Origin of the sequence: Halomarinibacterium sedimenti (assembly GCF_019312585.1) — a bacterium.
Taxonomy (GTDB): Bacteria; Bacteroidota; Bacteroidia; order Flavobacteriales; family Flavobacteriaceae; genus Halomarinibacterium; species Halomarinibacterium sedimenti.
In genome coordinates this window covers 68,389-91,868 of record NZ_JAHWDP010000001.1, presented here as the reverse complement: position 1 = coordinate 91,868, position 23,480 = coordinate 68,389, and the positions used below count along the sequence as shown (strand labels likewise).

Annotated in this window: 20 protein-coding genes and 1 tRNA gene; 15 read left to right on the top strand and 6 right to left on the bottom strand. The window is 36.9% G+C overall.

From position 1 onward, the window contains the following. Positions 1-774, bottom strand: a complete 774-nt coding sequence (gene cdaA, locus KXJ69_RS00435) for a diadenylate cyclase CdaA (RefSeq protein WP_219050364.1) — start codon at positions 772-774, stop codon at positions 1-3. Between the two features lie 25 nt (positions 775-799). After that, entirely contained in the window at positions 800-1,624 is an 825-nt protein-coding gene (gene folP, locus KXJ69_RS00430) for a dihydropteroate synthase (RefSeq protein WP_219050363.1), read from the bottom strand. Positions 1,625-1,680: 56 nt separating this feature from the next. On the opposite strand from folP, the gene KXJ69_RS00425 reads away from it, so the two are divergent. The 7 genes from KXJ69_RS00425 to KXJ69_RS00395 all read left to right on the top strand — a co-directional run bounded on the left by KXJ69_RS00425 (position 1,681) and on the right by KXJ69_RS00395 (position 8,353). Further along, positions 1,681-2,217, top strand: a complete 537-nt coding sequence (locus KXJ69_RS00425) for a DUF1599 domain-containing protein (RefSeq protein ID WP_219050362.1) — start codon at positions 1,681-1,683, stop codon at positions 2,215-2,217. An 8-nt stretch (positions 2,218-2,225) separates the two neighbouring features. Next, positions 2,226-3,329 (top strand): BT_3928 family protein, encoded by a 1,104-nt coding sequence (locus KXJ69_RS00420; RefSeq protein WP_219050361.1) that lies wholly within the window; start codon positions 2,226-2,228, stop codon positions 3,327-3,329. A 1-nt stretch (position 3,330) separates the two neighbouring features. Further along, a complete protein-coding gene (locus KXJ69_RS00415) occupies positions 3,331-4,407 on the top strand; it encodes an ABC transporter permease (RefSeq protein ID WP_219050360.1) in 1,077 nt (358 codons plus the stop codon). A gap of 10 nt (positions 4,408-4,417) precedes the next feature. Beyond that, complete coding sequence (gene tpiA, locus KXJ69_RS00410; protein WP_219050359.1) at positions 4,418-5,179, top strand: triose-phosphate isomerase; 762 nt, start codon at positions 4,418-4,420, stop codon at positions 5,177-5,179. After that, complete coding sequence (gene prmA / locus KXJ69_RS00405; RefSeq protein WP_219050358.1) at positions 5,179-6,015, top strand: 50S ribosomal protein L11 methyltransferase; 837 nt, start codon at positions 5,179-5,181, stop codon at positions 6,013-6,015. Before tpiA ends, prmA begins: the two co-directional genes overlap by 1 nt. 21 nt (positions 6,016-6,036) lie before the next feature. Next, positions 6,037-6,312, top strand: a complete 276-nt coding sequence (locus KXJ69_RS00400) for an ATP-dependent Clp protease adaptor ClpS (protein WP_219050357.1) — start codon at positions 6,037-6,039, stop codon at positions 6,310-6,312. A 250-nt stretch (positions 6,313-6,562) separates the two neighbouring features. Then, positions 6,563-8,353, top strand: coding sequence for a DUF8459 domain-containing protein (locus tag KXJ69_RS00395; RefSeq protein ID WP_219050354.1), 1,791 nt, complete (start codon positions 6,563-6,565; stop codon positions 8,351-8,353). A 51-nt stretch (positions 8,354-8,404) separates the two neighbouring features. Here the strand turns inward: KXJ69_RS00395 and KXJ69_RS00390 are convergent. Continuing rightward, a tRNA-Arg gene (locus tag KXJ69_RS00390) sits at positions 8,405-8,478 on the bottom strand. Between the two features lie 94 nt (positions 8,479-8,572). Here KXJ69_RS00390 and KXJ69_RS00385 point away from each other — a divergent pair. Further along, positions 8,573-9,088 (top strand): adenine phosphoribosyltransferase, encoded by a 516-nt coding sequence (locus KXJ69_RS00385; protein WP_219050352.1) that lies wholly within the window; start codon positions 8,573-8,575, stop codon positions 9,086-9,088. A 205-nt stretch (positions 9,089-9,293) separates the two neighbouring features. Here KXJ69_RS00385 and KXJ69_RS00380 read toward each other — a convergent pair whose 3' ends face one another. Beyond that, a complete protein-coding gene (locus tag KXJ69_RS00380) occupies positions 9,294-11,102 on the bottom strand; it encodes a M56 family metallopeptidase (RefSeq protein WP_219050350.1) in 1,809 nt (602 codons plus the stop codon). Position 11,103: 1 nt separating this feature from the next. After that, positions 11,104-11,460 carry a BlaI/MecI/CopY family transcriptional regulator gene (locus KXJ69_RS00375; RefSeq protein ID WP_219050348.1) on the bottom strand — a complete coding sequence of 119 codons (357 nt, stop codon included), beginning with the start codon at positions 11,458-11,460 and terminating at the stop codon, positions 11,104-11,106. A gap of 148 nt (positions 11,461-11,608) precedes the next feature. Here KXJ69_RS00375 and KXJ69_RS00370 point away from each other — a divergent pair, with 148 nt between their 5' ends. From KXJ69_RS00370 to pyrF, 5 genes are all read left to right on the top strand, one after another. After that, complete coding sequence (locus tag KXJ69_RS00370; RefSeq protein WP_219050346.1) at positions 11,609-12,565, top strand: calcium/sodium antiporter; 957 nt, start codon at positions 11,609-11,611, stop codon at positions 12,563-12,565. 177 nt (positions 12,566-12,742) lie between these two features. Continuing rightward, the gene (locus tag KXJ69_RS00365) at positions 12,743-14,929 is read left to right on the top strand and encodes a glutamine synthetase III family protein (protein WP_219050343.1); all 2,187 of its coding nucleotides are present in this window, start codon (positions 12,743-12,745) and stop codon (positions 14,927-14,929) included. A gap of 69 nt (positions 14,930-14,998) precedes the next feature. Beyond that, entirely contained in the window at positions 14,999-16,180 is a 1,182-nt protein-coding gene (locus tag KXJ69_RS00360) for an AIR synthase related protein (protein ID WP_219051770.1), read from the top strand. A 64-nt stretch (positions 16,181-16,244) separates the two neighbouring features. Then, positions 16,245-17,321, top strand: a complete 1,077-nt coding sequence (gene prfA, locus KXJ69_RS00355) for a peptide chain release factor 1 (RefSeq protein WP_219050341.1) — start codon at positions 16,245-16,247, stop codon at positions 17,319-17,321. Further along, positions 17,321-18,139 carry an orotidine-5'-phosphate decarboxylase gene (pyrF, locus tag KXJ69_RS00350; RefSeq protein WP_219050339.1) on the top strand — a complete coding sequence of 273 codons (819 nt, stop codon included), beginning with the start codon at positions 17,321-17,323 and terminating at the stop codon, positions 18,137-18,139. Before prfA ends, pyrF begins: the two co-directional genes overlap by 1 nt. Here pyrF and KXJ69_RS00345 read toward each other — a convergent pair. Then, the gene (locus KXJ69_RS00345) at positions 18,136-18,843 is read right to left on the bottom strand and encodes a DUF4197 domain-containing protein (protein WP_219050336.1); all 708 of its coding nucleotides are present in this window, start codon (positions 18,841-18,843) and stop codon (positions 18,136-18,138) included. The genes pyrF and KXJ69_RS00345 overlap by 4 nt on opposite strands. Before the next feature lie 142 nt (positions 18,844-18,985). On the opposite strand from KXJ69_RS00345, the gene KXJ69_RS00340 reads away from it, so the two are divergent. Together KXJ69_RS00340 and KXJ69_RS00335 are read left to right on the top strand one after the other, a co-directional pair. Beyond that, positions 18,986-22,411 carry a methylmalonyl-CoA mutase family protein gene (locus tag KXJ69_RS00340; RefSeq protein ID WP_219050334.1) on the top strand — a complete coding sequence of 1,142 codons (3,426 nt, stop codon included), beginning with the start codon at positions 18,986-18,988 and terminating at the stop codon, positions 22,409-22,411. A gap of 6 nt (positions 22,412-22,417) precedes the next feature. Continuing rightward, complete coding sequence (locus KXJ69_RS00335) at positions 22,418-23,131, top strand: YqjF family protein (protein ID WP_219050332.1); 714 nt, start codon at positions 22,418-22,420, stop codon at positions 23,129-23,131. The last annotated feature ends 349 nt before the right edge of the window (positions 23,132-23,480 follow it).

Below are 23,480 nucleotides of genomic sequence, written 5' to 3'. Positions count from 1 at the left end.
CTAGTCTTTTAAGTCGCGTTCAATTAACTTTTGAAGTTCGTCGATGTCTTCAAAAAGCACAAAGTCACCTTCCTTTAAATAGGAAATTTGCCCGTTTTCCTCGGAAACGACAATGCAAACTGCATCGGTTTTTTCGGTAATACCTAATGCTGCTCGATGACGTAATCCAAATCGTTGCGGAATGTTTTTATCGTTAGAAACAGGTAAAATTACCCGAGTAGCGGTAATGACATTATCTTCAATAATAAGTGCTCCATCGTGTAATGGACTGTTTTTATAGAATATACTTTCTAAAATGGGCTGATTTATTTCTACATTCATAGGGTCTCCTGTATTTTTTACAAACTCGAGACTATTATTCCGTTTTAGTACAATAATCGCCCCAGTATTGCTTTTACTCATTTTAGCACAAGCTGAAAGGATGACTGGTATATTGGTTGTGGTTTCATTGTCGTTAAACAAATTAAGCTTTTTAAATACACGTTTTCTGGCAGAGAAATTTGTCGTTCCTACCATTAACAAAAATTTTCTAATTTCCTGTTGAAACACCACCACAAGGGCAATCATCCCTGCACCTAGAAATCCGCCAAGGATACGACTCATTAATAACATGTCGAGGAATTCGGTAAGTTTCCAAACTGCAAAAAGAATGACAATTCCTATAAAAATATTAATTGCCACCGTTCCTTTTACCAATTTATAGAGGTAATACATGAGGAAAGCGACGAGTACCACATCGATAATATCAATAATACGGATGTCTAGTAAATCCAATGGCTAAGGGTTTTTGTAAATGTACTTAATTTTTAAAATTTTCAAGCAATGTAACACACTCTATCGCTTCTTTTACATCGTGCACTCGTAAAATGGAAGCCCCTTTTAGTAACGCAATACTGTGTAAGGCCGTGGTGCCGTTCAGAGCTTCTTCAGGAGTGGTTTGAAGTGTTTTATAAATCATCGATTTACGTGAAATCCCAACTAATAAAGGAACTTCAAGCGATTTGAAAAGTTCGAGATGATTCAGCAATTCAAAATTATGGTGTCGGGTTTTGGCGAAGCCAAAACCCGGATCTACAATTACATCATTCATTCCCAAAGTACGGGCTTCCGCTAGTTTTTCAGAAAAATAAAACAATATTTCTTTGGTGACATTTTTATATTCTGAAAGTGAAACCATTGTTTTTGGATTCCCTTTCATATGCATCATCACGTAGGGAATTTTTAGTTGGGCCACTGTTTTCATCATGTTTGAATCTAATTTTCCAGCCGAAATATCATTCACCATCACGGCACCTGCTTCTACACTTTTTTTGGCAACTTCACTTCGGAACGTATCAATGGAAATAAGGGCCTTTGGAAACTGTTTTAAAATGACTTCTATCGCTGGAATGACTCTATTTAATTCTTCCGTTTCTGAAATATCTTCGGCACCTGGCCGTGAGCTATAACCCCCAATATCGAGAAAGGTTGCACCCTCCTCCAACATTTTTTCGGCTTGTGCCAAAATAAGACGCTCATTCGTTAAATTTCCTCCGTCGTAAAAAGAATCTGGCGTGATATTTAAAATCCCCATCACCTTGGGTGTAGCGAGGTTAATAAGGGTTCCTTTGCAATTGAGGGTCATCCTATTTTTTAATTTGATTTATTTAAGCGAAATTTACGCAAAATCTTAAAGAACGAATGCCAGATACTGTAAAACAATACGATGCCGTCATAGAAACGTGCAGAACACTGTTTATCAATAAAATGAAGGATTACGGAAGCGCTTGGCGTATTTTACGATTGCCTTCATTAACCGATCAAATTTTTATAAAAGCACAACGAATTCGAAGCCTTCAACAAAATGCAGAACGAAAAGTGGATGAAGGAGAGACAAGTGAATTTATTGGGATTATTAATTATTCGGTCATGGCGTTAATTCAGTTGGAAAAAGGAGTGGTAGAACAACCCGATCTTTCTCTGGAGGAAGCTACAAAGTTATATGATGAAAAAGTGGCAATCACCAAACAACTCATGCTGGATAAGAATCATGATTATGGCGAAGCTTGGCGCGATATTCGAGTAAGTTCTTTAACAGATTTAATCCTTCAGAAGTTATTACGTGTTAAACAAATTGAAGATAATCAAGGAAAAACCTTAGTGAGTGAAGGCATTGATGCTAATTATCAGGATATGATAAATTATAGCATTTTTGCTATGATTCACTTAAATGAATAATATAAGATATGAAATACTTAGTTGGCTTTTTACGAATATTTATAGGAATATTTTTTATCATCAGTGGACTTATAAAACTGAATGATCCCGTTGGATTTTCGTTCAAACTTCAAGATTATTTTGCACCCGATGTATTAAACCTCGAGTTTTTAGTACCCTATTCTTTAATGATAGCCCTTTTTGTGGTGGTATATGAAGTCATGTTGGGTGTGATGCTCATTTTGGGATATGCAAAAAGGTTCACACTCTGGAGCCTTATCGCCATGATTGTTTTCTTCACCTTTCTCACATTTTATTCGGCGTATTTTAATAAAGTAACTGATTGTGGATGTTTTGGGGATGCTTTAAAATTAACGCCTTGGGAGTCCTTCTGGAAAGACATAGTGCTGTTGATTTTAATTCTCATTGTATTCTTTTGGAGAAAACACTTAACGCCTTTCTTTACGGCAAATTTTAGAAGTATCGCAGTGATGATTTCCTTTGTATTGTGTTTGTGGTTAGGCTATCATGTGCTCATGCATCTTCCTATTGTGGATTTTAGAGCCTATAAAATTGGAAAAAATATCCAAGAAGGAATGACAGTTCCAGATGATGCTTTACCACCCATTATTGAATACCAATGGAAGTATGAAATTAATGGAAAAGAAAAAACCATTACCAACACTTCCGGTTTAGATCCTCAACCTGAAGGAGGGACAAGAATTGGTGTCGAAACCGATTTTATTCGCGAACCTTACGAACCACCTATTCACGATTTTACCATTGAAAGAGACGATCAAGATTTTACCGAAGATTTTCTTACTGAAGAGAAACTGGTTGTTGTAATTGCATATAATCTTGACAATACTGAAATAGAGGGCTTTGCCAACATCAAAAAAGTGACAGATGAAGCTTTAAAGAAAGGTTATAAAGTCATTGGACTTTCGGCGTCGAGTACTGCTGAAACAGAAGAATTGGCAAGGAAACAAAAACTAAATTTTCAATTCTATTTCTGTGACATGACGACTTTAAAAACCATTGTACGTAGCAATCCTGGAATCTTAGAATTAAGTAAGGGAACTATCCTTCAAAAATTGCATTGGAACGATGCCGAAGATTTTAAACTAAACTAAATTGCTACGATACGTCCTTCAAAAAATAGGGTATGCAGTACTCACATTATTTGGAGTAGTGACGGTCATTTTTTTATTATTTAATATTCTTCCTGGAGATCCAGCACGGATGATGCTTGGACAAAACGAAACGGCAGAACAGGTTGCTATTGTAAAGAAGAAATACGGATTCGATAAATCTTTAGGTGAACAATATTTGTTGTATTTAAATGACCTTTCTCCCCTTTCATTTCACAGTAAAACCGAAGGCGATTACTCCTTTCTTTCTGAAGGAAAATATACAGCAACCAAGCTTTTTTCAACCGAAGGAACTACGACAGTTTTAAAGCTACCCTATTTACGAGAATCCTTTCAAAAAAATGGGAAGCCTGTTAGTAATGTTATAGCCGAAACACTGCCCAATACGGCTATTTTAGCTGTTTCTGCTATCACTATCGCCATGATATTGGGTGTTTTTCTCGGTATTATTTCGGTGTTGTTTAAAGATAAATTTTTAGATAAATTCATTCAGTTGATTAGCACATTGGGAATGAGTGTTCCTTCCTTTTTTAGTGCTATTATTTTTGCGTGGTTGTTTGGTTTTGTGTTGCACGAATACACCAATTTAAATATGACTGGTAGTTTATATGAAGTCGATGATTTTGGGGATGGAACGTATATGCAATTAAAGAATTTAATACTTCCCGCCATTGTTTTGGGGATCCGCCCTTTGGGTGTGGTGACACAGTTGATGCGAAATTCGTTATTGGAAGTGTTGAGTCAGGATTACATTCGCACGGCAAAAGCGAAAGGACTTTCTTTTGCCAAAACTATTCGGAAGCACGCATTAAAGAATTCATTAAATCCGGTAGTGACGGCAATTTCGGGATGGTTTGCCTCCATGTTGGCTGGGGCTGTGTTTGTAGAGTATATATTTGGGTGGAATGGCCTTGGAAAAGAAATTGTAGATGCCTTAAACACTTTAGATTTACCCATTATTATGGGGGCTGTTTTAGTCATTGCGACTTTGTTTATTTTAATCAATATTTTTGTAGATATAATATATGGTTGGTTAGACCCAAAAATTAGTAGACAATAAAAAAAGACTTATGAGAACGAAAATAGTAGCAGGAAACTGGAAAATGAATATCAATCGTGACGAAGCGATGCAACTAGTCAATGATATTAGTGCGGAGATTCAAAATCACGATATTAACGGGAATCGAGTAATGGTTTTTCCGCCGTTTCTTAGCATTCAAGGGGCGCAGGATGCTTCGGGAAGAGATAGTAGAGTAGAAGTAGGGGCACAAAATATGCATCAAGCAGAGAGTGGTGCTTATACAGGGGAAGTTTCAGCAAAAATGTTGTTAAACGCTCACGTTACTAAAGTGATTTTAGGTCATAGTGAACGTCGCGAATATTTTCATGAAACGGACGAATTGTTGCAACAAAAAGTAGATGCCGCACTTAAAAATGGTTTAGAAGTGGTGTTTTGTTTTGGTGAAAAACTAGATGAAAGGCATCTAGGAAATCATTTTACGGTGGTAGAAAAACAATTGCGAAAGGCATTGTTCCATTTATCTAAAGAGGACTGGAAAAAAATCATTCTAGCTTATGAGCCTGTTTGGGCCATTGGTACTGGAATGACTGCTACACCAGAGCAGGCACAAGAAATGCACGCCTTTATTCGAAAAACAATTTCAGATAACTACTCCGAAGCATTAGCAGAAGGTGTTTCTATCTTATATGGTGGAAGCGTAAAACCCAGCAATGCTGTCGAGATTTTTGGAAAACCCGATGTAGATGGCGGATTGATTGGTGGAGCTTCTTTGAATGCGCAAGATTTTGCTGCTATTATTAAAGCAATGTAATGAGCGCAGTATATATTGAATATCATTTTACAGTAAAACCTTTACAACCAGCTTCCGAAATATTAATCGCAGAGCTGGGCTATGCGGGTTTTGAAAGTTTTATTGAAACTGAAGATGGGGTGCTAGCCTATATTCAGAAAGAGGAATGGAACGAGGATATCCTGAAAGATATTCAGATTTTAGAATCGGATGAATTTGAAATTACATGCAGTTTTAAAGAAATTGAGCAAGTGAATTGGAATGAAGAATGGGAAAAAAACTTTGAGCCCATTGTTATAGCAGATGCCTGTGCAGTTCGCGCTCCATTTCATAAGCCTTTTAATGTACAATACGAGATTGTCATCGAGCCTAAAATGTCTTTTGGAACGGGGCATCACGAAACAACTTTTATGATGCTTCAGTTTATTTTAGAAAACAATTTTGCAGGTAAAACAGTACTGGATATGGGCTGCGGAACGGCCGTTTTGGCGATTCTTGCTGAAATGAGAGGCGCTTCAAAATTAGATGCGATTGATATAGATGATTGGTGTGTAGAAAATTCGGAAGAGAACGTACTTCGGAATCATTGTAAATATATTTCAGTAAAGTTAGGTGATGCTTCTGTATTACCTACTTCAGAAACCTATGATACTGTTATTGCCAACATTAATAGAAATATCTTGCTGAATGATATGGAAATATATTCAAAAGGACTTAAAAAGGGGGGGGAATTATATTTAAGTGGTTTTTATAACGAAGATTTACCAATTATTATAGAATGTTGCAATAAGTTGGGGCTTCAATTCGTTGAAAACAAAGAAAAAAATAATTGGATTGCAGCAAAATTTGTAAATTAGTTGCAGTGTAAGTTTCTAACGATGAGTACAAAAGAAAAATACCAAGAGGACCTCTTAGTCGCCGAACAGGAAGATCAAGAAAATCAGATTGTATTATACAATGATGAGGTGAATACCTTTGATCACGTTATAGAAATGCTTGTAGCCACTTGTGAGCACACTACTATACAGGCAGAACAATGTGCTATTATTGTTCATTACAAAGGGAAATGCACGGTTAAATCGGGTTCTTTTGAAGATTTAAAACCTCGTTGCAGTAAATTATTGAAGGCAGGTCTTAGCGCAGAAATAATTTAACTTTTCAGTTTATCTAGCTTCAATTTTATAATCCATATGTGTTGACTTTTAAAGAGAGTTCAGGGCAGTTTTCTTGCTATTACACTCATTTAAAGCCTAAATGTTATATGTTTCATAAAAAATTACACCATTTTTAAACGTAAATGAAATATATATACCTTTGATCCCTTAAAAACAGTAATTTATAGCTGTTATATATAAGATTTTTATGATGAAAAATAGTTTTTTTAAGTTTATCTTATTTTTATCAATGCTTTGTATCTACAGTGCCAAAGCTCAAGTAAGTGCCGATTCTATAAGCAGAATTATAGCAGCAGAGAAACAACGCATTATAGATTCTGTAAAGAATGTCCAATTACAGATTGATACTTCAAAAATTGAAATTGAAGATGACGTTATAAAGGCAGAGCTAAAGAAACAAATAACATCTATTAACTCTCAAGAGAATATTACAAATGACAGTAAAAAGGCCCGAATAGATTCCCTTCGAAAAACAGCTAAAGGCTACCCTGTATTGGGAGTTGATAAAGATACGCTCTTTCTTATTTATTCAAAAATTGGAGCCTCAACTCCTTCAGACAGGGCTGCTACCATTAGCCGAAAAATAAAATCACTGTATGAAGATGAGTTTTTAGATACCGAAGCTATTGCCGTGGTAGAGGCCGAAGACAATTTTGATATTGTTTACGACGAAACTATTATCATGAGTGTTTCAGAAAATGACGCTATTTGGTATCATAAAACAAATGAGGAACTGGCTTTAGACTTACAAAAAACGATTAAGGAATCTATTATTAAAAGCCGAACCGATAATAGCATTTCAAAAATTCTTTTGAGAATTGGTCTGGCTTTATTAGTGATTGGAGTTCTTTGGTTTTTCATCCTACTTATTGGAAAGGGCTACCGGAGATTATTGAAATTAGTGGATACTAAAAAAGACTCGTGGCTTAAAAACTTAACATATAAAGATTATACGTTTCTTACAGCAGAACAGGAATTACAAGTAGTTTTATTTTTCCTAAAAGTATTGCGATGGGTTGTCTTTATTATCCTAGTGTACATTGCTTTACCTGTTATATTTAGTATTTTTCCTATTTCACGTAGTTGGGCAGATCGTCTCTTTGAACTTGTCTGGTCCCCCTTTAAGGGAGTTTTAGTTGCTGTTTGGGAATATCTTCCCAATTTATTTAGCATTTTGGTGATATATTTTGTGATGAAATATGTTATCAAGTTTGTAAAGTATATTTTTCGAGAGATTGAAACTGAAAAGCTTAAAATTTCTGGTTTTCATGCAGACTGGGCGACACCCACATTAAGTATTGTAAAGTTTTTACTTTATGCTTTTATGTTTGTTCTTATTTTTCCTTTTTTACCGGGATCAGACTCAAACATATTTAAAGGAGTTTCTGTTTTTGTGGGGGTATTATTTTCCTTAGGTTCTTCAACCGCAATAGCCAATATGGTTGCTGGCTTAGTAATCACCTATATGCGACCTTTTAAAATTGGTGATCGTATAAAAATTGCAGATGTTTCTGGAGATGTTATTGAAAAGACGTTGTTGGTAACTAGAATAAGAACCATTAAAAACGAAATAATTACGATTCCTAATTCTTCGGTATTATCTGGAAATACTACTAATTATAGTAGTGAAGCCAACGATAAAGGGCTAATACTTCATACTACCGTAACCATTGGTTATGATGTGCCTTGGAAAGATATGCACCAAGCATTAATAGATGCTGCACTTAAAACAGAAATGGTTTTACATGAGCCTGTCCCTTTTGTATTGCAAACAAGTTTGGATGATTTTTATGTCTCCTATCAAATTAATGCATATACTAGAGAAGCTTCCAAGCAAGCTGCTATTTATTCAAATTTAAATCAGAATATTCAAAATGTTTGCAACGAAAGAGGAATTGAAATACTTTCTCCACATTATCGCGCTGCAAGAGATGGAAATAACATTACTATTCCAGCAGATTACCTTCCTAAGGACTACAAAGCACCGAGTTTTAATGTAAAAGTGAATAAGGAGAAGTAAAACTTTAATGGAATAAAAAAAGCAAGCTACTAAGCTTGCTTTTTTTATTTGTGACCTCGGCAGGATTCAAACCTGCAACCTTCTGAGCCGTAATCAGATGCGCTATTCAGTTGCGCCACGAGGCCGTTTTTTAAAATCGATTACAAAAATAGCCGATTTTCTTTCGGGGTGCAAATATATTTCTTTTTACCTTTAAAGCAATAGACAATAACTAAAAATATGTTAGACCTAGAAGATTATATCCGCATTATTCCAGACTTTCCAAAACAAGGAATTGTTTTTAAAGATATTACACCCTTGCTTTCGTCGCCAGAGGCGACTGCACAATGCCTAAAAGAGTTAGTGCAATTAGTAAAAGCCAAAAAAATTGATAAAGTGGTGGGAGTTGAGTCTCGTGGGTTTTTCTTTGGAACACTTTTAGCGCAAGCATTGGGAGTGGGTTTTGTGCCCGTTAGAAAACCTGGAAAACTTCCATTTACCACTATTAAGCAACCTTACGAGCTGGAGTACGGTTGGGATGCACTCGAAATTCATGAAGATGCTATTGCAAAAGGTGACAAAGTATTGGTACATGACGACGTGTTGGCAACTGGAGGTACGGCAAAAGCAGTATGCCAATTGGTTGAAAAATTAGGAGGTGAAATTGTACAGTGTAATTTTATTATGCAATTGGATTTTCTGGACGGAAAAGACAAATTAAGAAAATATCCAGTAGCCTCGATATTAAATTACTAGTCTAATGCATTTTTAGTGACCCATAACCGATATCCAAACAATAATAACTGAAATTTTGAAGCTTTAGCCAAATCCACCCCCTTTTTTGTAAAACTAGGGAGTAGTTTTTTATTCAGTTTAGCTAAAAACTTAAAAAACGATTTCTTCATATTCAAAAATAACAAAAGCCTCTTATAAAGAGGCTTTTAGCATATAATATTTTAAACTATTGGTGAATTATAATTAAATCAATAGGCTCATCATCGTCTCCTTTTATTACCGAAGTCGATTTCGATCCTTTATTATCATCTACTGATATTTTGATGGCTACAATTTCACCGACATCATTTCTTTTTACATTCTTGTAAGTAAAATCAATATTTTTTGAAGCTAATTCGGTTTTCATTTTTGAGAGTTCCGCGTCACTTGTGTTTTTATTAATTACAACACTATCGTCTGATCCCGATATAACAGCTACATTGCTGTTTGAGCCACCCCTGCTATTTGCAATGGAATAAGTCATAGCTCTTTTTCTATTTGCTAATTCTCTTCTTTCTTCGTCTATAACGGCTATTTGCTTTTCTCTGCGTTCTTCCATTTTTACACGGCGTTTGTCTAGTTCTTTTCTACGTTCTTTCATTTCTTCTCTACGTACTTCCATTTCATCTTTTCGCACTTTCATTTCTTTTGTTCTACGTTCCATGCGCTCTACACGACGCTCTTCTGAAGCTTCAGACCAGATTTCAATAATGCCCGTTTCATCAATAGTAAAATAGAATTCTTCAATCCCTTCCTCGTCTGTTTCATGAAAATTGCCGTGACGGGAATCTGTACTCGTATAATTCATAGCCAAAGAAGTAATCTCATTGGAATTATTCCTAATCACCGAATAACTTAGGTCAATTCCGTATTTTTCTTTCAGCTCCTTTTTAATGTTTTCAAACTCTGCGTTGCTTGTGTTTTTTGTAATCTTAACACTGAATTTTTCTCGAATTTCATTTTCTACCGGGTTATTCTTAATTTCAGGTTCTGAAGACACTTCGGTTATAGAAGGAGTTTCGTTTTTCTGTGCTACATTTTTCTTTTTTTCTGAATTTTCTACCACAGGAATCGCATTTGTAGAAGGGTTTTCAGTGGGCTTTTCTGCCATAGGGATTGTTTTGTAAGTGACTATTTCTTTCACATTAAAACTCCATAAAAAGAGGGCTAACAATGGAAGAATAATTCCAATTTTTAAAACATTTACTTTTCTTGAATTGCTTTTGTTTAACATAATGATTCGTTTTTTGATGAATGATTGATAAAAATTATTGGTAAGTGCTGGAACGGTGTAGGATGATGACGCCTTTACCAGTGCCAGTTGATATGCTTTTTTTGAAGAAATTTGTTGAACCGTTTCATTATCGGCAATAAATTCTAAATTCTCTTCGATACTATTTTTGAATAACCAAGCAAAAGGATTTATCCATTGAAAAATGAGGACCAAATTGGCCAGTAGAATATCTGCAGAATGCCATTGATTTGCATGTACTTTTTCATGCTTAATAATCATTTGTAATTCTTCATTTGTATGAAGCAACGGATTATAAACAATATAATTAAAGAATGAAAAAGGGGCATGTTTTTGAGCTGTTTTAATGTGGAAAACCCCATCCATTTTTTCAGCTTTTCCAGAAATAAGAATGCTTAGTAAAGCATACAGCTCTTTAATAAATCGATATCCCATAAAAGCAACTCCAACACTATAAACAATCAAGAATAAATCCCATAGGTTTATTGCAATGGGTTCCGCTTGTTGTGGGGTTTGACTTAATGTAGAAATTCCTGTATTTAGGGCATGAGTCATTTCCGGAACTTCAACAATAACAGTTTTTGTAAATTCAACTAAAGGTAAAATGATAGCTGTAGCAAGTCCATAAAGTAAAAACTGTCTTTTTGCTCTAAACAAGGTGTCTTTTTGTAGCCATAGGAAATAGACAGCATAAAACAATACCAAAACACCTCCCGACTTTATTATATAGGTAATGAGTTCCATATTATTTTTTGTTTTCGATTAAATCCAAAATTTCTCGAAGTTCTTTAGCGCTAATTTTCTCTTCTTTTGCAAAGAAAGAAACCATACTCTTATAATTATTATTGAAGTATCGTTTCATGGCTAAATTCATAAAGCGCTTTGTGTATTCTTCTTTAGATATAATAGGATAATATTGGTGAGTTTTTCCGTAGGCGGTATAGGAGACATATCCCTTTTCTTCTAAATTTCTTACAATAGTCGAAATGGTATTGTAATGGTTTTCGTTAGGTAAAATGGCTACAATCTCTTTCACAAAAGCCTTTTCTAGCTTCCATAGAGCTTGCATAACCTCTTCTTCTTTATTCGTTAATTGTTCCATAAGTCAAACTTAAAACTATTTTTTTAGTTGTAAAACTAAATTTGTAGTTATATAACTTAATTATTAGTTAAATATTGTTTCTGAATAATTTTTTTCTGAAGATTCCATTCCTTTTTCTTAATTGTTATCTTCGCACTGTATAAAAACTATGAGCATACTTTTCATTTTTTTAGGACTTACTTTATTAGTAGTAGGGGGTGAATTTTTAGTCCGATCGTCCGTAGCGCTTTCCTTTAAATTACACTTATCCAAAATGGTCATTGGGCTTACGGTAGTTTCTTTTGCTACGTCAGCCCCAGAATTGTTAGTGAGCTTAAATGCTGCATTGTCAGGGTTTAGTGATATCTCTCTTGGAAATGTTATAGGAAGTAATATAGCCAATATTGGACTCGTATTAGGAATAACCGCCGTTATTGGACCCTTAGCAATAGATAAGGATTTCTACAAGCTCAATTGGCCTATCATGATGTTTATCTCTATCGCGTTGTATGTATTGTTGCGTTCTGGAAATGAATTGTCTCGAATCGAAGGTGGAGGGCTTTTATTGTTATTAGGTATTTATTTATGGATGCTTATCTCAAGAGCTAGAAAAACGAGGGGTAAAAAGACTGAAGTTTTGGAGGAGGTAAACGAATCACTAGCCATGGTTTCTAATTTCAAGATTGCTATTTGGTTGCTTATTGGAGGAGTATCACTTTGGGGAGGAAGTGAGCTTTTGGTGAAAGGAGCAGTAGATTTAGCGACTGCCATGGGTGTGAGTGAAAGAGTCATAGCGATTACCATGATTGCCGTGGGGACTAGTGTTCCAGAATTGGCCGCTTCGGTAATTGCTGCCTTGAAAAAAGAAAAAGCAATTTCATTAGGAAATTTAATTGGCTCAAACATATTTAACATTGCTTGTGTGTTAGGCATTACCTCTTTAATTCAGCCTATTTCGGTTAAAAGTCCAGAAGTTCTTACCAATGATATTTTTTGGATGCTGGGTTTTGCGGCTGTATTGATTCCCTTTGTCTTTCTTCCCAAGAGATTTGAAATTGGACGTTTAAAAGGTTTTGTTCTTGTTGTTGCCTACGCCATTTTTACAAGTATGGCATTTATCAATTAGAGGGGTTATTTTCAATAATTTTATTAATTTTATATTTTTATTAACTTTTTTAGGGGGTGTGTTGATAAAAATATTATTTTTTAAATAAAAAAATTATAAAAAAATAGGGGGTGTATTTAAAATAGATATATTTTTGTGCCGTCTAATTCAATTTTTTAAATAAAAAAGCCTAAAAGTATGTCTACCTTAAGATTTAAAGCAATAAGCGAAACCTTTAACCGAAAACCCATCGAAGTTAAAGAACCTGCACGTCGTTCAGAAATATTTGGAAAAAATGTTTTTAACGAGCAGGCCATGCGTCAATACCTAACCAAAGATGCCTTTAAAAGTGTTATGGATGCTGTTGTAAATGGTTCAAAAATAGACCGAACCGTAGCGGACCATGTTTCTACTGGGATGAAAGAATGGGCTATTAGCAAAGGAGCAACTCACTATACACACTGGTTTCAACCATTAACCGGAGCTACTGCCGAAAAGCATGATGCTTTTTTTGAAACCATTGAAGGAGGAATGGCTATTGAAAAGTTTGGGGGAGGTCAATTAGTACAACAAGAACCAGATGCTTCAAGTTTTCCAAATGGCGGAATTAGAAATACGTTTGAAGCAAGAGGATATACCGCTTGGGATCCTACCTCACCAGCTTTTATTTATGGAACCACGCTTTGTATTCCGACCGTTTTTGTGGCTTATACAGGGGAAGCGCTAGATAACAAAACACCATTGTTACGCTCATTACAAGTAGTTGACAATGCTGCTACTGCTGTAGCTAAATATTTCGATAAAAACGTAAGTAAAGTAGTTGCAACCCTTGGTTGGGAGCAAGAGTATTTTCTTATAGATAAGTCGTTAGCCGCTTCCAGACCAGATATTTCTTTAGCTGGTAGAACGCTTTTAGGACATTCTTCTGCAAAAGGTCAACAATTAGACGATCACTATTTTGGTTCTATTCCCACTAGGGTATTAAACTATATGCGTGATTTGGAAACCGAATGTATGTTATTAGGTATTCCTGTAAAAACACGTCATAATGAGGTAGCGCCAAATCAGTTTGAGTTGGCACCTATTTTTGAAGAAGCCAATCTAGCAGTCGATCATAACTCCCTATTAATGGATGTGATGGATAAGGTGGCAGACAGACATAATTTTAAAGTCCTTTTCCACGAAAAACCTTTTGCGGGAATTAACGGAAGCGGAAAACATAATAACTGGTCTTTGGCAACAAGTACAGGAGTTAATTTATTAAGCCCTGGAAGCACACCCATGAAAAATCTTCAGTTTTTAACTTTCTTTATCAATACCATTAAAGCAGTGAACGAATACGAAGAATTACTTCGTGCTTCCATTGCAAGTGCTAGTAACGATCACCGTTTAGGAGCTAACGAAGCACCGCCGGCAATCATTTCGGTATTTATCGGGTCACAATTAACGCAAGTATTGGACGAATTGGAAAAAGTTACAGATGGTAAATTATCTCCTGAAGAAAAAACCGATCTTAAACTAAACGTGGTTGGTAAAATTCCTGAAATCTTACTAGATAATACAGATCGTAACCGTACCTCTCCATTTGCTTTTACAGGAAATAAATTTGAATTCCGTGCTGTTGGGTCTACGGCAAACTGTGCCAATCCAATGACCGTGCTTAATGCAATTGTTGCAAGACAATTAATCGACTTTAAAGAGGAGGTTGACGCGTTAATTGCTAAGAAGAAAATGAAGAAAGATGATGCCATTTTCAATGTTTTAAGAGAATACATCAAACAATCCAAGCGTATTCGTTTTGAAGGAGATGGCTATGGAGAAGCTTGGGAAAAGGAAGCGAAAAAACGAGGTTTAAGTAACAATAAAACAACCCCTGCAGCGCTTAAAGCTCAAGTTTCAAAAAAGACTATAGCTTTATATGAAGGGCTTGGAATTTTAAATAAAATTGAAATTGAAGCGCGTCACGAAATTGAAGTGGAAGAGTATGCATTGCGAATCCAGATAGAAGGACGCGTGTTAGGTGACATTGCTAGAAACCATGTAATCCCTACAGCTATTCGTTATCAAAATATTTTAATTGAAAACGTAAGTGGATTAAAAGAAATCTACGGAGCAGGGTTTAAGAAATTAGCTTCAGAACAAATGCAATTAATAGAGAGTATTAGTGAACATATTGCAAAAATTAACACGAGTATCACCAGTATGATTGAAGAGCGTAAAAAAGCGAACAAGATAGAAGATGGAGAAAAAAGAGCCTTTGCATATTGCGATAAAGTGAAACCGTATTTTGACGAAATACGTTACCACTGTGATAAACTGGAGTTGCTTGTTGATGACGAAATTTGGCCATTAACTAAGTACAGAGAATTGTTGTTTACTCGATAGTTAAACATTAAATTGATAAGAAGTCCAAAATGTATGTTTTGGACTTCTTTATTTTTTACCTTTGCCACCATGAGTAATGAAGTTTCCAAAAGATATGCCCAAAGAGGGGTTTCGGCTGCCAAAGAAGATGTCCATAAGGCCATTAAAAATGTGGACAAAGGATTGTTTCCAAAAGCATTTTGCAAAATTGTTCCAGACCATTTAACAGGAAGTGAAGATCATTGTTTGGTGATGCATGCGGACGGAGCAGGAACTAAATCTTCGTTAGCCTATATGTATTGGAAAGAAACCGGAGATCTCTCCGTTTGGAAAGGTATCGCGCAGGATGCACTCATCATGAATATTGACGATTTGTTGTGTGTAGGTGCTACTGAAAATATTATGCTTTCCTCCACTATTGGAAGAAATAAAAAATTAATTCCTGGAGAAGTTATTTCGGCAATTATTAATGGAACCGAAACACTTATTGAAGATTTAAAAAAATTTGGAGTCAATATCATTTCTACAGGAGGCGAAACAGCCGATGTGGGTGATCTAGTCCGAACCATTATTGTAGATTCAACCGTTACGGCTCGAATGAAGCGAAGAGATGTCATTGATAATGCCAATATTAAACCGGGGGACGTGATTGTGGGGTTGGCCTCTTTTGGACAAGCGACCTATGAAACGGAATATAATGGAGGTATGGGAAGCAACGGATTAACCTCGGCACGCCATGATGTATTCAATAAAGAATTGGCTTCAAAATATCCAGAAAGTTTTGACGCTTCAGTTCCTGAAGAGCTTGTGTATTCTGGTTCAAAAAAATTAACCGACTCGGTAGACGGAAGTCCAGTAAACGCTGGAAAATTAGTGCTTTCACCAACTAGAACCTATGCGCCTATTATTCAGAAAATACTTTCCAAAGTAGATAGAAAACACCTTCACGGAATGGTACATTGCAGCGGAGGGGCACAAACTAAAATCCTTCATTTTGTAGAGAAGCTTCACATTGTAAAAGACAACTTGTTCGATATTCCGCCGCTTTTCAAATTAATTCAGGAAGAAAGTAAAACCGATTGGAAAGAGATGTATCAAGTATTTAATATGGGACATCGAATGGAGCTGTATGTGTCGCCAGAAATTGCAGATCAAATTATTGATATCTCAAAATCTTATCATGTAGATGCCAAATTGGTAGGTCGTGTGGAAGCTGCTTCAGAAAAAAAACTAACCATAAAAAGTAGTGTGGGAGAGTTTCAGTATCACTAATACAAACAATGGTATTTTATTGTAAATTTGCACTGCCTAAAATGAAAAGGCAACTTGTTGACCTATGTTAGAAAAACTTCAAATTATAAAGAATCGTTTCGATGAGGTAAGTGATCTTATCATTCAACCTGATATTATTAGTGATCAGAAGCGTTACATTCAGTTAAATAAAGAATACAAAGACCTTCGTGTGTTAATGGACAAGCGAGAGGAATATACTTCTTTAACCAATTCCATAAACGAAGCCAACGAAATTATAAATGATGGTAGCGATGCCGAAATGGTTGAAATGGCAAAAATGGAGTTGGAAACTGCCGAGGAGCGTTTGCCAGAATTGGAGGAAGAAATTAAATTCCTTTTAATCCCAAAAGATCCTGAAGATGCTAAAAATGCTGTAATGGAAATCCGTGCAGGAACAGGAGGCGATGAAGCAAGTATTTTTGCAGGTGATTTATATAGAATGTACACCAAGTATTGCGAAGGAAAAGGATGGAATGTGAGTGTGGTAGATTACAACGAGGGAACCAGCGGCGGATTTAAAGAAATCATTTTTGAAGTTTCTGGTGAAGATGTGTACGGAACTTTAAAATATGAAGCGGGTGTTCACCGTGTACAAAGAGTACCACAAACCGAAACCCAAGGAAGAGTACATACAAGTGCAGCTACCGTGATGGTGCTTCCTGAAGCTGAAGAATTTGACGTAGAATTGGATATGAGCGAAGTACGTATCGAACGAACCACTTCCACAGGACCTGGAGGGCAGTCGGTTAATACAACCTATTCGGCTATTAAATTACATCACGAACCTACAGGAATGATTGTGAGCTGTCAGGATCAAAAGTCATCACACAAAAACTTGGAAAAGGCTTTAAAAGTATTGCGCTCTCGTTTATATGAGTTGGAACTTGCCAAGAAAATGGAAGCCGATTCTGAAAAGCGTAAAAGTATGGTGTCTTCTGGTGACCGAAGTGCTAAAATTAGAACCTATAATTACCCGCAAGGACGTGTTACCGATCACCGAATTAACCTAACCTTATACGATTTAGGAAATATTATGGATGGAGATATCCAGAAGATTATTGACGAAATCCATTTAGTAAGAAACACCGAGAAATTGCAAGAAACTGGCGAAGCATTTTAATGACTACGGAAGCACTCATACAGCAGATTCATAAAAAAAACTCCTTCCTATGTATTGGTTTGGATGTGGACTTGGAGAAAATCCCATCTCATTTGCTGAAAGAGGAAGATCCTATTTTTGCATTTAATAAAGCCATAATCGATGCAACTCATCACTTGGCGGTTGCCTATAAACCCAATACAGCTTTTTATGAAGCCTATGGATTAAAAGGCTGGGAGTCACTGAAGAAAACCATCGATTATTTAAATAGAAATCACCCCGAAATATTTACCATAGCCGATGCCAAACGAGGCGATATTGGTAATACATCAAAGATGTATGCCAAAGCTTTTTTTGAAGATATGGGATTCGATTCTATTACGGTAGCACCTTATATGGGAAAAGACTCCGTGGAGCCTTTTTTATCGTTTGAAGAAAAACATACCATCCTTTTAGCATTGACTTCTAATGAAGGCGCATTCGATTTTCAAATCAAGGAAATGGAAGGGAAAGAGCTCTATAAATCGGTGATTGAAACTTCAAAAACTTGGAAGAACAGTGACAATTTGATGTATGTGGTGGGTGCCACCAAAGCCGAATATTTGGCTGAAATTCGTCAAATTATACCTACTAGTTTTTTATTAGTTCCTGGAGTGGGTGCTCAAGGCGGAAGCTTAGAAGATGTTTGCAAATACGGAATGAAAAAGAATGTAGGGCTGCTTATTAATTCCTCTCGCGGTATCATATATGCTTCAAAAAAAGAAGACTTTGCTACCGCAGCAGCAAAGTCGGCTCAAATTCTTCAACAGCAAATGAAAACGATATTAGAAAATCGTTAATCCTGCAACACAAATACTTTTCTTAACAAATCGGTAGTTCTAGAAGATACTTTGGTTCGAATATTTTTCTCTTCTACCGAAATCATGGTGTACACACCTTTTAAGGCTTCATTCGTAACATAGTCTGTTAAATCTGGATTTACTTTATTGACCAAAGGGATGGAGTTATAGGTTGTAATAATATTATTCCAAATTTGGTCGGCGCCTACCTTGGCAAACGAATTTTGAATCACAGTATTAAATTTAGCATACAAAGCCGTTTGGGTTTTTCCTTCTAAGTAGGTTGTAGCTGCATTATCGGGACCTAATAAAATATTTTTAGCATCGGCAAAAGTGATTCCTTTTATAGCATCTACAAATATGGGTGTTGCTTCTTTAACGGCATCTTCGGCAGCACGGTTAAGTATTTTTAGCCCTTCATCGGCTAAGTTGGAAAGTCCAATATCGCGTAGTGTTTGATCCACTTTTTGTAATTCTTGAGGTAGTAAGATTTTTACCAATTCATTTTTATAAAACCCATCTACTTGTGTAAGCTTGGTTACTTGTTTGTCAATCCCAAAATCTAGTGCCTCCCGCAATCCATTGCCAATCATGGCATCACTAATACCACCGTCGCCATTGGGAAGGGTGTTTACAACGTTTTGAAGTTCGTCGCAGGAGGTGAAGAAAAATACGGTAACAATCAAAAAAACTCTTTTCAACATGGGTTAATTATTTTAAGGTTTTAAAGATACTACTTATAATAAAAACCATTCCAAAAATGCGCTTTTGTAAAATTGTAAACAATTCCTTCCTTTCATTGTGAATTTCGTAAATTTGCACTTCAATAATCCATAGATTTTGTCAATGCAACAAATACCTCCTTATCAGCCTAAAAATAAAGTCAGAATTGTTACCGCAGCGTCTTTGTTCGATGGTCACGATGCCGCGATTAATATTATGCGTCGTATCATTCAAGCCACAGGGGTTGAGGTGATTCATCTTGGGCACGATAGAAGTGTAGAAGAAGTAGTAAATACGGCTATTCAAGAAGATGCCAATGCTATTGCAATGACTTCCTATCAAGGAGGGCACAACGAGTATTTTAAATATATGTACGACTTGCTTCAGGAAAAGGGAGCTAGTCATATCAAGATTTTTGGCGGCGGAGGCGGCGTGATTTTACCTTCAGAAATTAAAGAGTTAATGGACTACGGAATCACCCGAATCTATTCTCCAGACGATGGTCGTGAACTTGGGTTGCAGGGAATGATTAACGATTTGGTGCAACAATCTGATTTTCCAGTAGGAGATTCACTGAATGGTGAACTAAAAGACCTTCCTAAAAAGAATCCAAAATCTATTGCACGTATTATTTCTTCGGCAGAAAATTTCCCTGAAGTGGCAAAGGAAACCCTTGATGCCATTCATAAAAAGAATGAAAAAGCGACCATTCCGGTATTGGGAATTACAGGAACAGGAGGAGCGGGTAAATCGTCGTTGGTAGACGAGTTGGTACGCAGATTCCTTATCGATTTTCCTGAAAAAACCATCGCCCTTATCTCGGTAGATCCTTCCAAAAGGAAAACAGGTGGCGCTTTGTTAGGGGATCGTATTCGAATGAATGCCATTAACAACCCAAGAGTGTATATGCGTAGTTTGGCAACGCGTCAAAGTAATTTGGCATTGTCGAAGTATGTAAACGAAGCCATTGAGGTACTGAAAGCAGCCGAATACGATTTAATTGTGTTGGAAACGTCAGGAATTGGCCAAAGTGACACCGAAATTTTAGAACACAGCGATGTGTCATTATATGTGATGACACCCGAATTTGGAGCTGCCACCCAGTTGGAAAAAATTGATATGCTGGACTTTGCCGATTTGGTAGCCATTAATAAATTCGATAAAAGAGGGTCACTCGATGCCTTGCGCGATGTAAAAAAACAATATATGCGTAACCATAATTTGTGGGATACGCCACAGGAAGAATTACCTGTGTATGGGACGATCGCTTCACAGTTTAACGATCCTGGGATGAACCAACTCTACAAAGCCATTATGGATACAATTGTAGACAAAACGGAAGCACCACTCAAAAGCAGTTATGAGATTAGTGACGAAATGAGTGAGAAAATCTTTGTGATTCCTCCAGCACGTACACGCTATCTTTCTGAAATTGCAGAAAACAATAGAAACTACGATAAAGTGGCTTCGCAACAAGTGGAAGTGGCTCAAAAATTATACGGAATATATAAAACCATTGAATCCATTTCTGGAAATGTTCCAGAGTTAGATAAAGCAGGACTGGTTTCTGAAAGTATTATAACTTCAGAAAAAAATTCGGACTTACTAAAACTTCTTTTAGCTGAATTCGACCACGTAAAAATGGATCTCGATCCACATCATTGGGATACCCTAATTAACTGGGGTGCTACTGTAAAACGGTACAAAGACCCCATCTATAGCTTTAAAGTTCGCGATAAAGAAATTAAAATTGAAACCCATACTGAAAGCCTTTCACATACGCAAATACCCAAAGTGGCATTACCAAAATACCAAGCGTGGGGTGATATTTTACGTTGGTGTTTGCAAGAAAATGTACCGGGCGAGTTTCCTTATGCTTCGGGATTATACCCTTTTAAAAGAACAGGAGAAGACCCTGCAAGAATGTTTGCAGGCGAAGGTGGTCCAGAACGTACCAACCGCAGATTCCATTATGTAAGCCACGGATTGCCAGCCAAGCGTCTTTCTACCGCTTTTGATAGTGTCACACTCTACGGAAATGACCCAGGATTACGTCCCGATATCTATGGAAAGATTGGAAATGCAGGGGTGTCTATTTGTTGTTTGGACGATGCCAAGAAATTGTATTCAGGATTCGATTTGAGCGATGCGATGACATCGGTGAGTATGACGATTAATGGGCCTGCTCCTATGTTGCTTGGCTTTTTTATGAATGCTGCCATCGACCAAAACTGTGAGAAGTACATCAAAGAAAATGGTCTTGAAAAGGAGGTTGAAAAGAAAATTGCTGCCCTTTATAAAGAAAAGGGAACCGAGCGCCCACAATACAACGGAGAACTTCCAGAAGGAAACGATGGATTAGGTTTGATGTTGTTAGGGGTTACGGGTGACCAAGTTTTACCTTCCGAAGTATATCAGAAAATAAAATTGGAAACCCTTCAACAAGTTCGAGGAACGGTGCAAGCCGATATTTTAAAAGAAGACCAAGCACAGAATACTTGTATTTTCTCCACAGAGTTTGCGCTTCGTTTAATGGGAGATGTGCAAGAGTATTTTATTCAGAAAAAAGTACGAAATTTCTATTCGGTGTCTATTTCGGGATACCACATTGCCGAAGCAGGAGCGAACCCTATTTCGCAATTGGCATTTACGCTTGCTAACGGATTTACCTATGTAGAATACTATCTCTCTCGTGGGATGGATATCAATAAATTTGGTCCAAATCTATCCTTCTTTTTCAGTAATGGAATTGATCCAGAATATTCAGTTATTGGACGCGTGGCACGTAAGATTTGGGCAAAAGCGATGCGTGATAAATACGGAGCCAATCCGCGTGCGCAAATGCTGAAATACCACATCCAAACATCTGGAAGAAGCTTGCACGCACAGGAAATTGACTTTAACGATATTCGTACTACGCTTCAGGCATTGTATGCTATTTACGATAACTGTAATTCGTTACATACCAACGCCTACGATGAGGCTATTACTACGCCTACTGAAGAAAGTGTACGACGTGCGATGGCGATTCAGTTGATTATCAATAAAGAGCTTGGCTTGGCGAAAAACGAAAACCCCATACAAGGTTCGTTTATTATTGAAGAACTTACCGATTTGGTAGAAGAGGCCGTCCTTAAGGAATTTGATAGCATAACCGAACGTGGGGGCGTGCTTGGAGCCATGGAAACCATGTACCAGCGTAGTAAAATTCAGGAAGAAAGCTTGTATTACGAAACCTTAAAACACAATGGCGAGTTTCCTATTATTGGGGTGAATACCTTTTTAAGCAGTAAAGGATCACCTACCATCTTACCTGCGGAAGTGATTCGCGCTACGGAGGACGAAAAGCAAGCTCAGATTCATACCTTAGAGCAACTGCATGAGAGTTATCCAACCAAGGCGAAAGAAGCCATTAAAAAAGTACAACAGGCTGCTATCCATAACAAAAATATCTTTGAAGAATTGATGGAAGCTACCAAAGTTTGTTCCCTTGGGCAAATTACCAGCGCGTTGTTTGAAGTAGGAGGGCAGTATAGACGTAACATGTAAACACTCATGAGTTTCCTAACCGCAGAATGGCGCAAACTAGCTATGGCAAATTATGAAGTGTCGCCAGCGTTGTTAGCTCCTTATGTGCCTTTTGGTACCGAGTTGGATTTATGGGAAGGTAAATGCTATGTAAGTCTGGTGGGTTTTATGTTTTTAAACACCAAGCTCCTTGGGATAAAGATTCCATTTCACACAAATTTTGAAGAAGTCAACCTACGTTTTTACGTAAAACGCTTTGATGGCACCCAATACAAGCGGGGAGTGGTGTTTATTAAAGAAATAGTGCCCAAACCTGCGCTTACCTTTGTGGCAAATACGGTGTATCAGGAAAACTACGAAACCTTACCCATGCAGCACCGTTGGGAGGAAACTTCCGAAAAAAGACTGGTTACCTACCAATGGAAGAAAAATAACCGTTGGAATTCTTTTAGCGTGACTACAAAACGAGATGCAGTACCTATTCCTGTAGGCAGTGACACCGAATTTATCACCGAACATTATTGGGGCTACGCTCACAGAAATAAGCATAGCGCTAACGAATATGAAGTCACTCATCCCAAATGGGAGCACTACCCCGTGCTAGACTATAAAATTGAAGTAGCTTTTGAGGCCGTGTATGGCGCTTCATTTGGTTTTTTAAGCAATACTTCGCCTACATCAGTGTTCTTGGCAGAAGGCTCACCGATTACCGTAGAGAAAAAGCGGGTACTTCGTCATTGATTTACTAATTATTTGTCATTCCGCACCTGCCTACCGGCAGGCTGGCTGGATGCGGTATCCATTTCTGGACGCCCAATCTAGTTGGGCGTGACAAGCAGGGGGTGCATTGTCATTCTGAGCAGAGCGAAGAATCTCGCCCTGTAAAAGATAAGCCATTAGCCTTATTAAATAAGTCAAATCGTGTATTTTATCAGGCTAGAACCTGTTTTTATCAGTCTAACACCTGTTTTAAACAGGTTAGAACCTGATTTTATCAGTTTAGGACCTGTTATTATCAGCTTAGGACCTGTTATTACCAGTTTAGAACCTGTTTTTATAAGTCCAACACCTGTTTTAAACAGTCTAATAC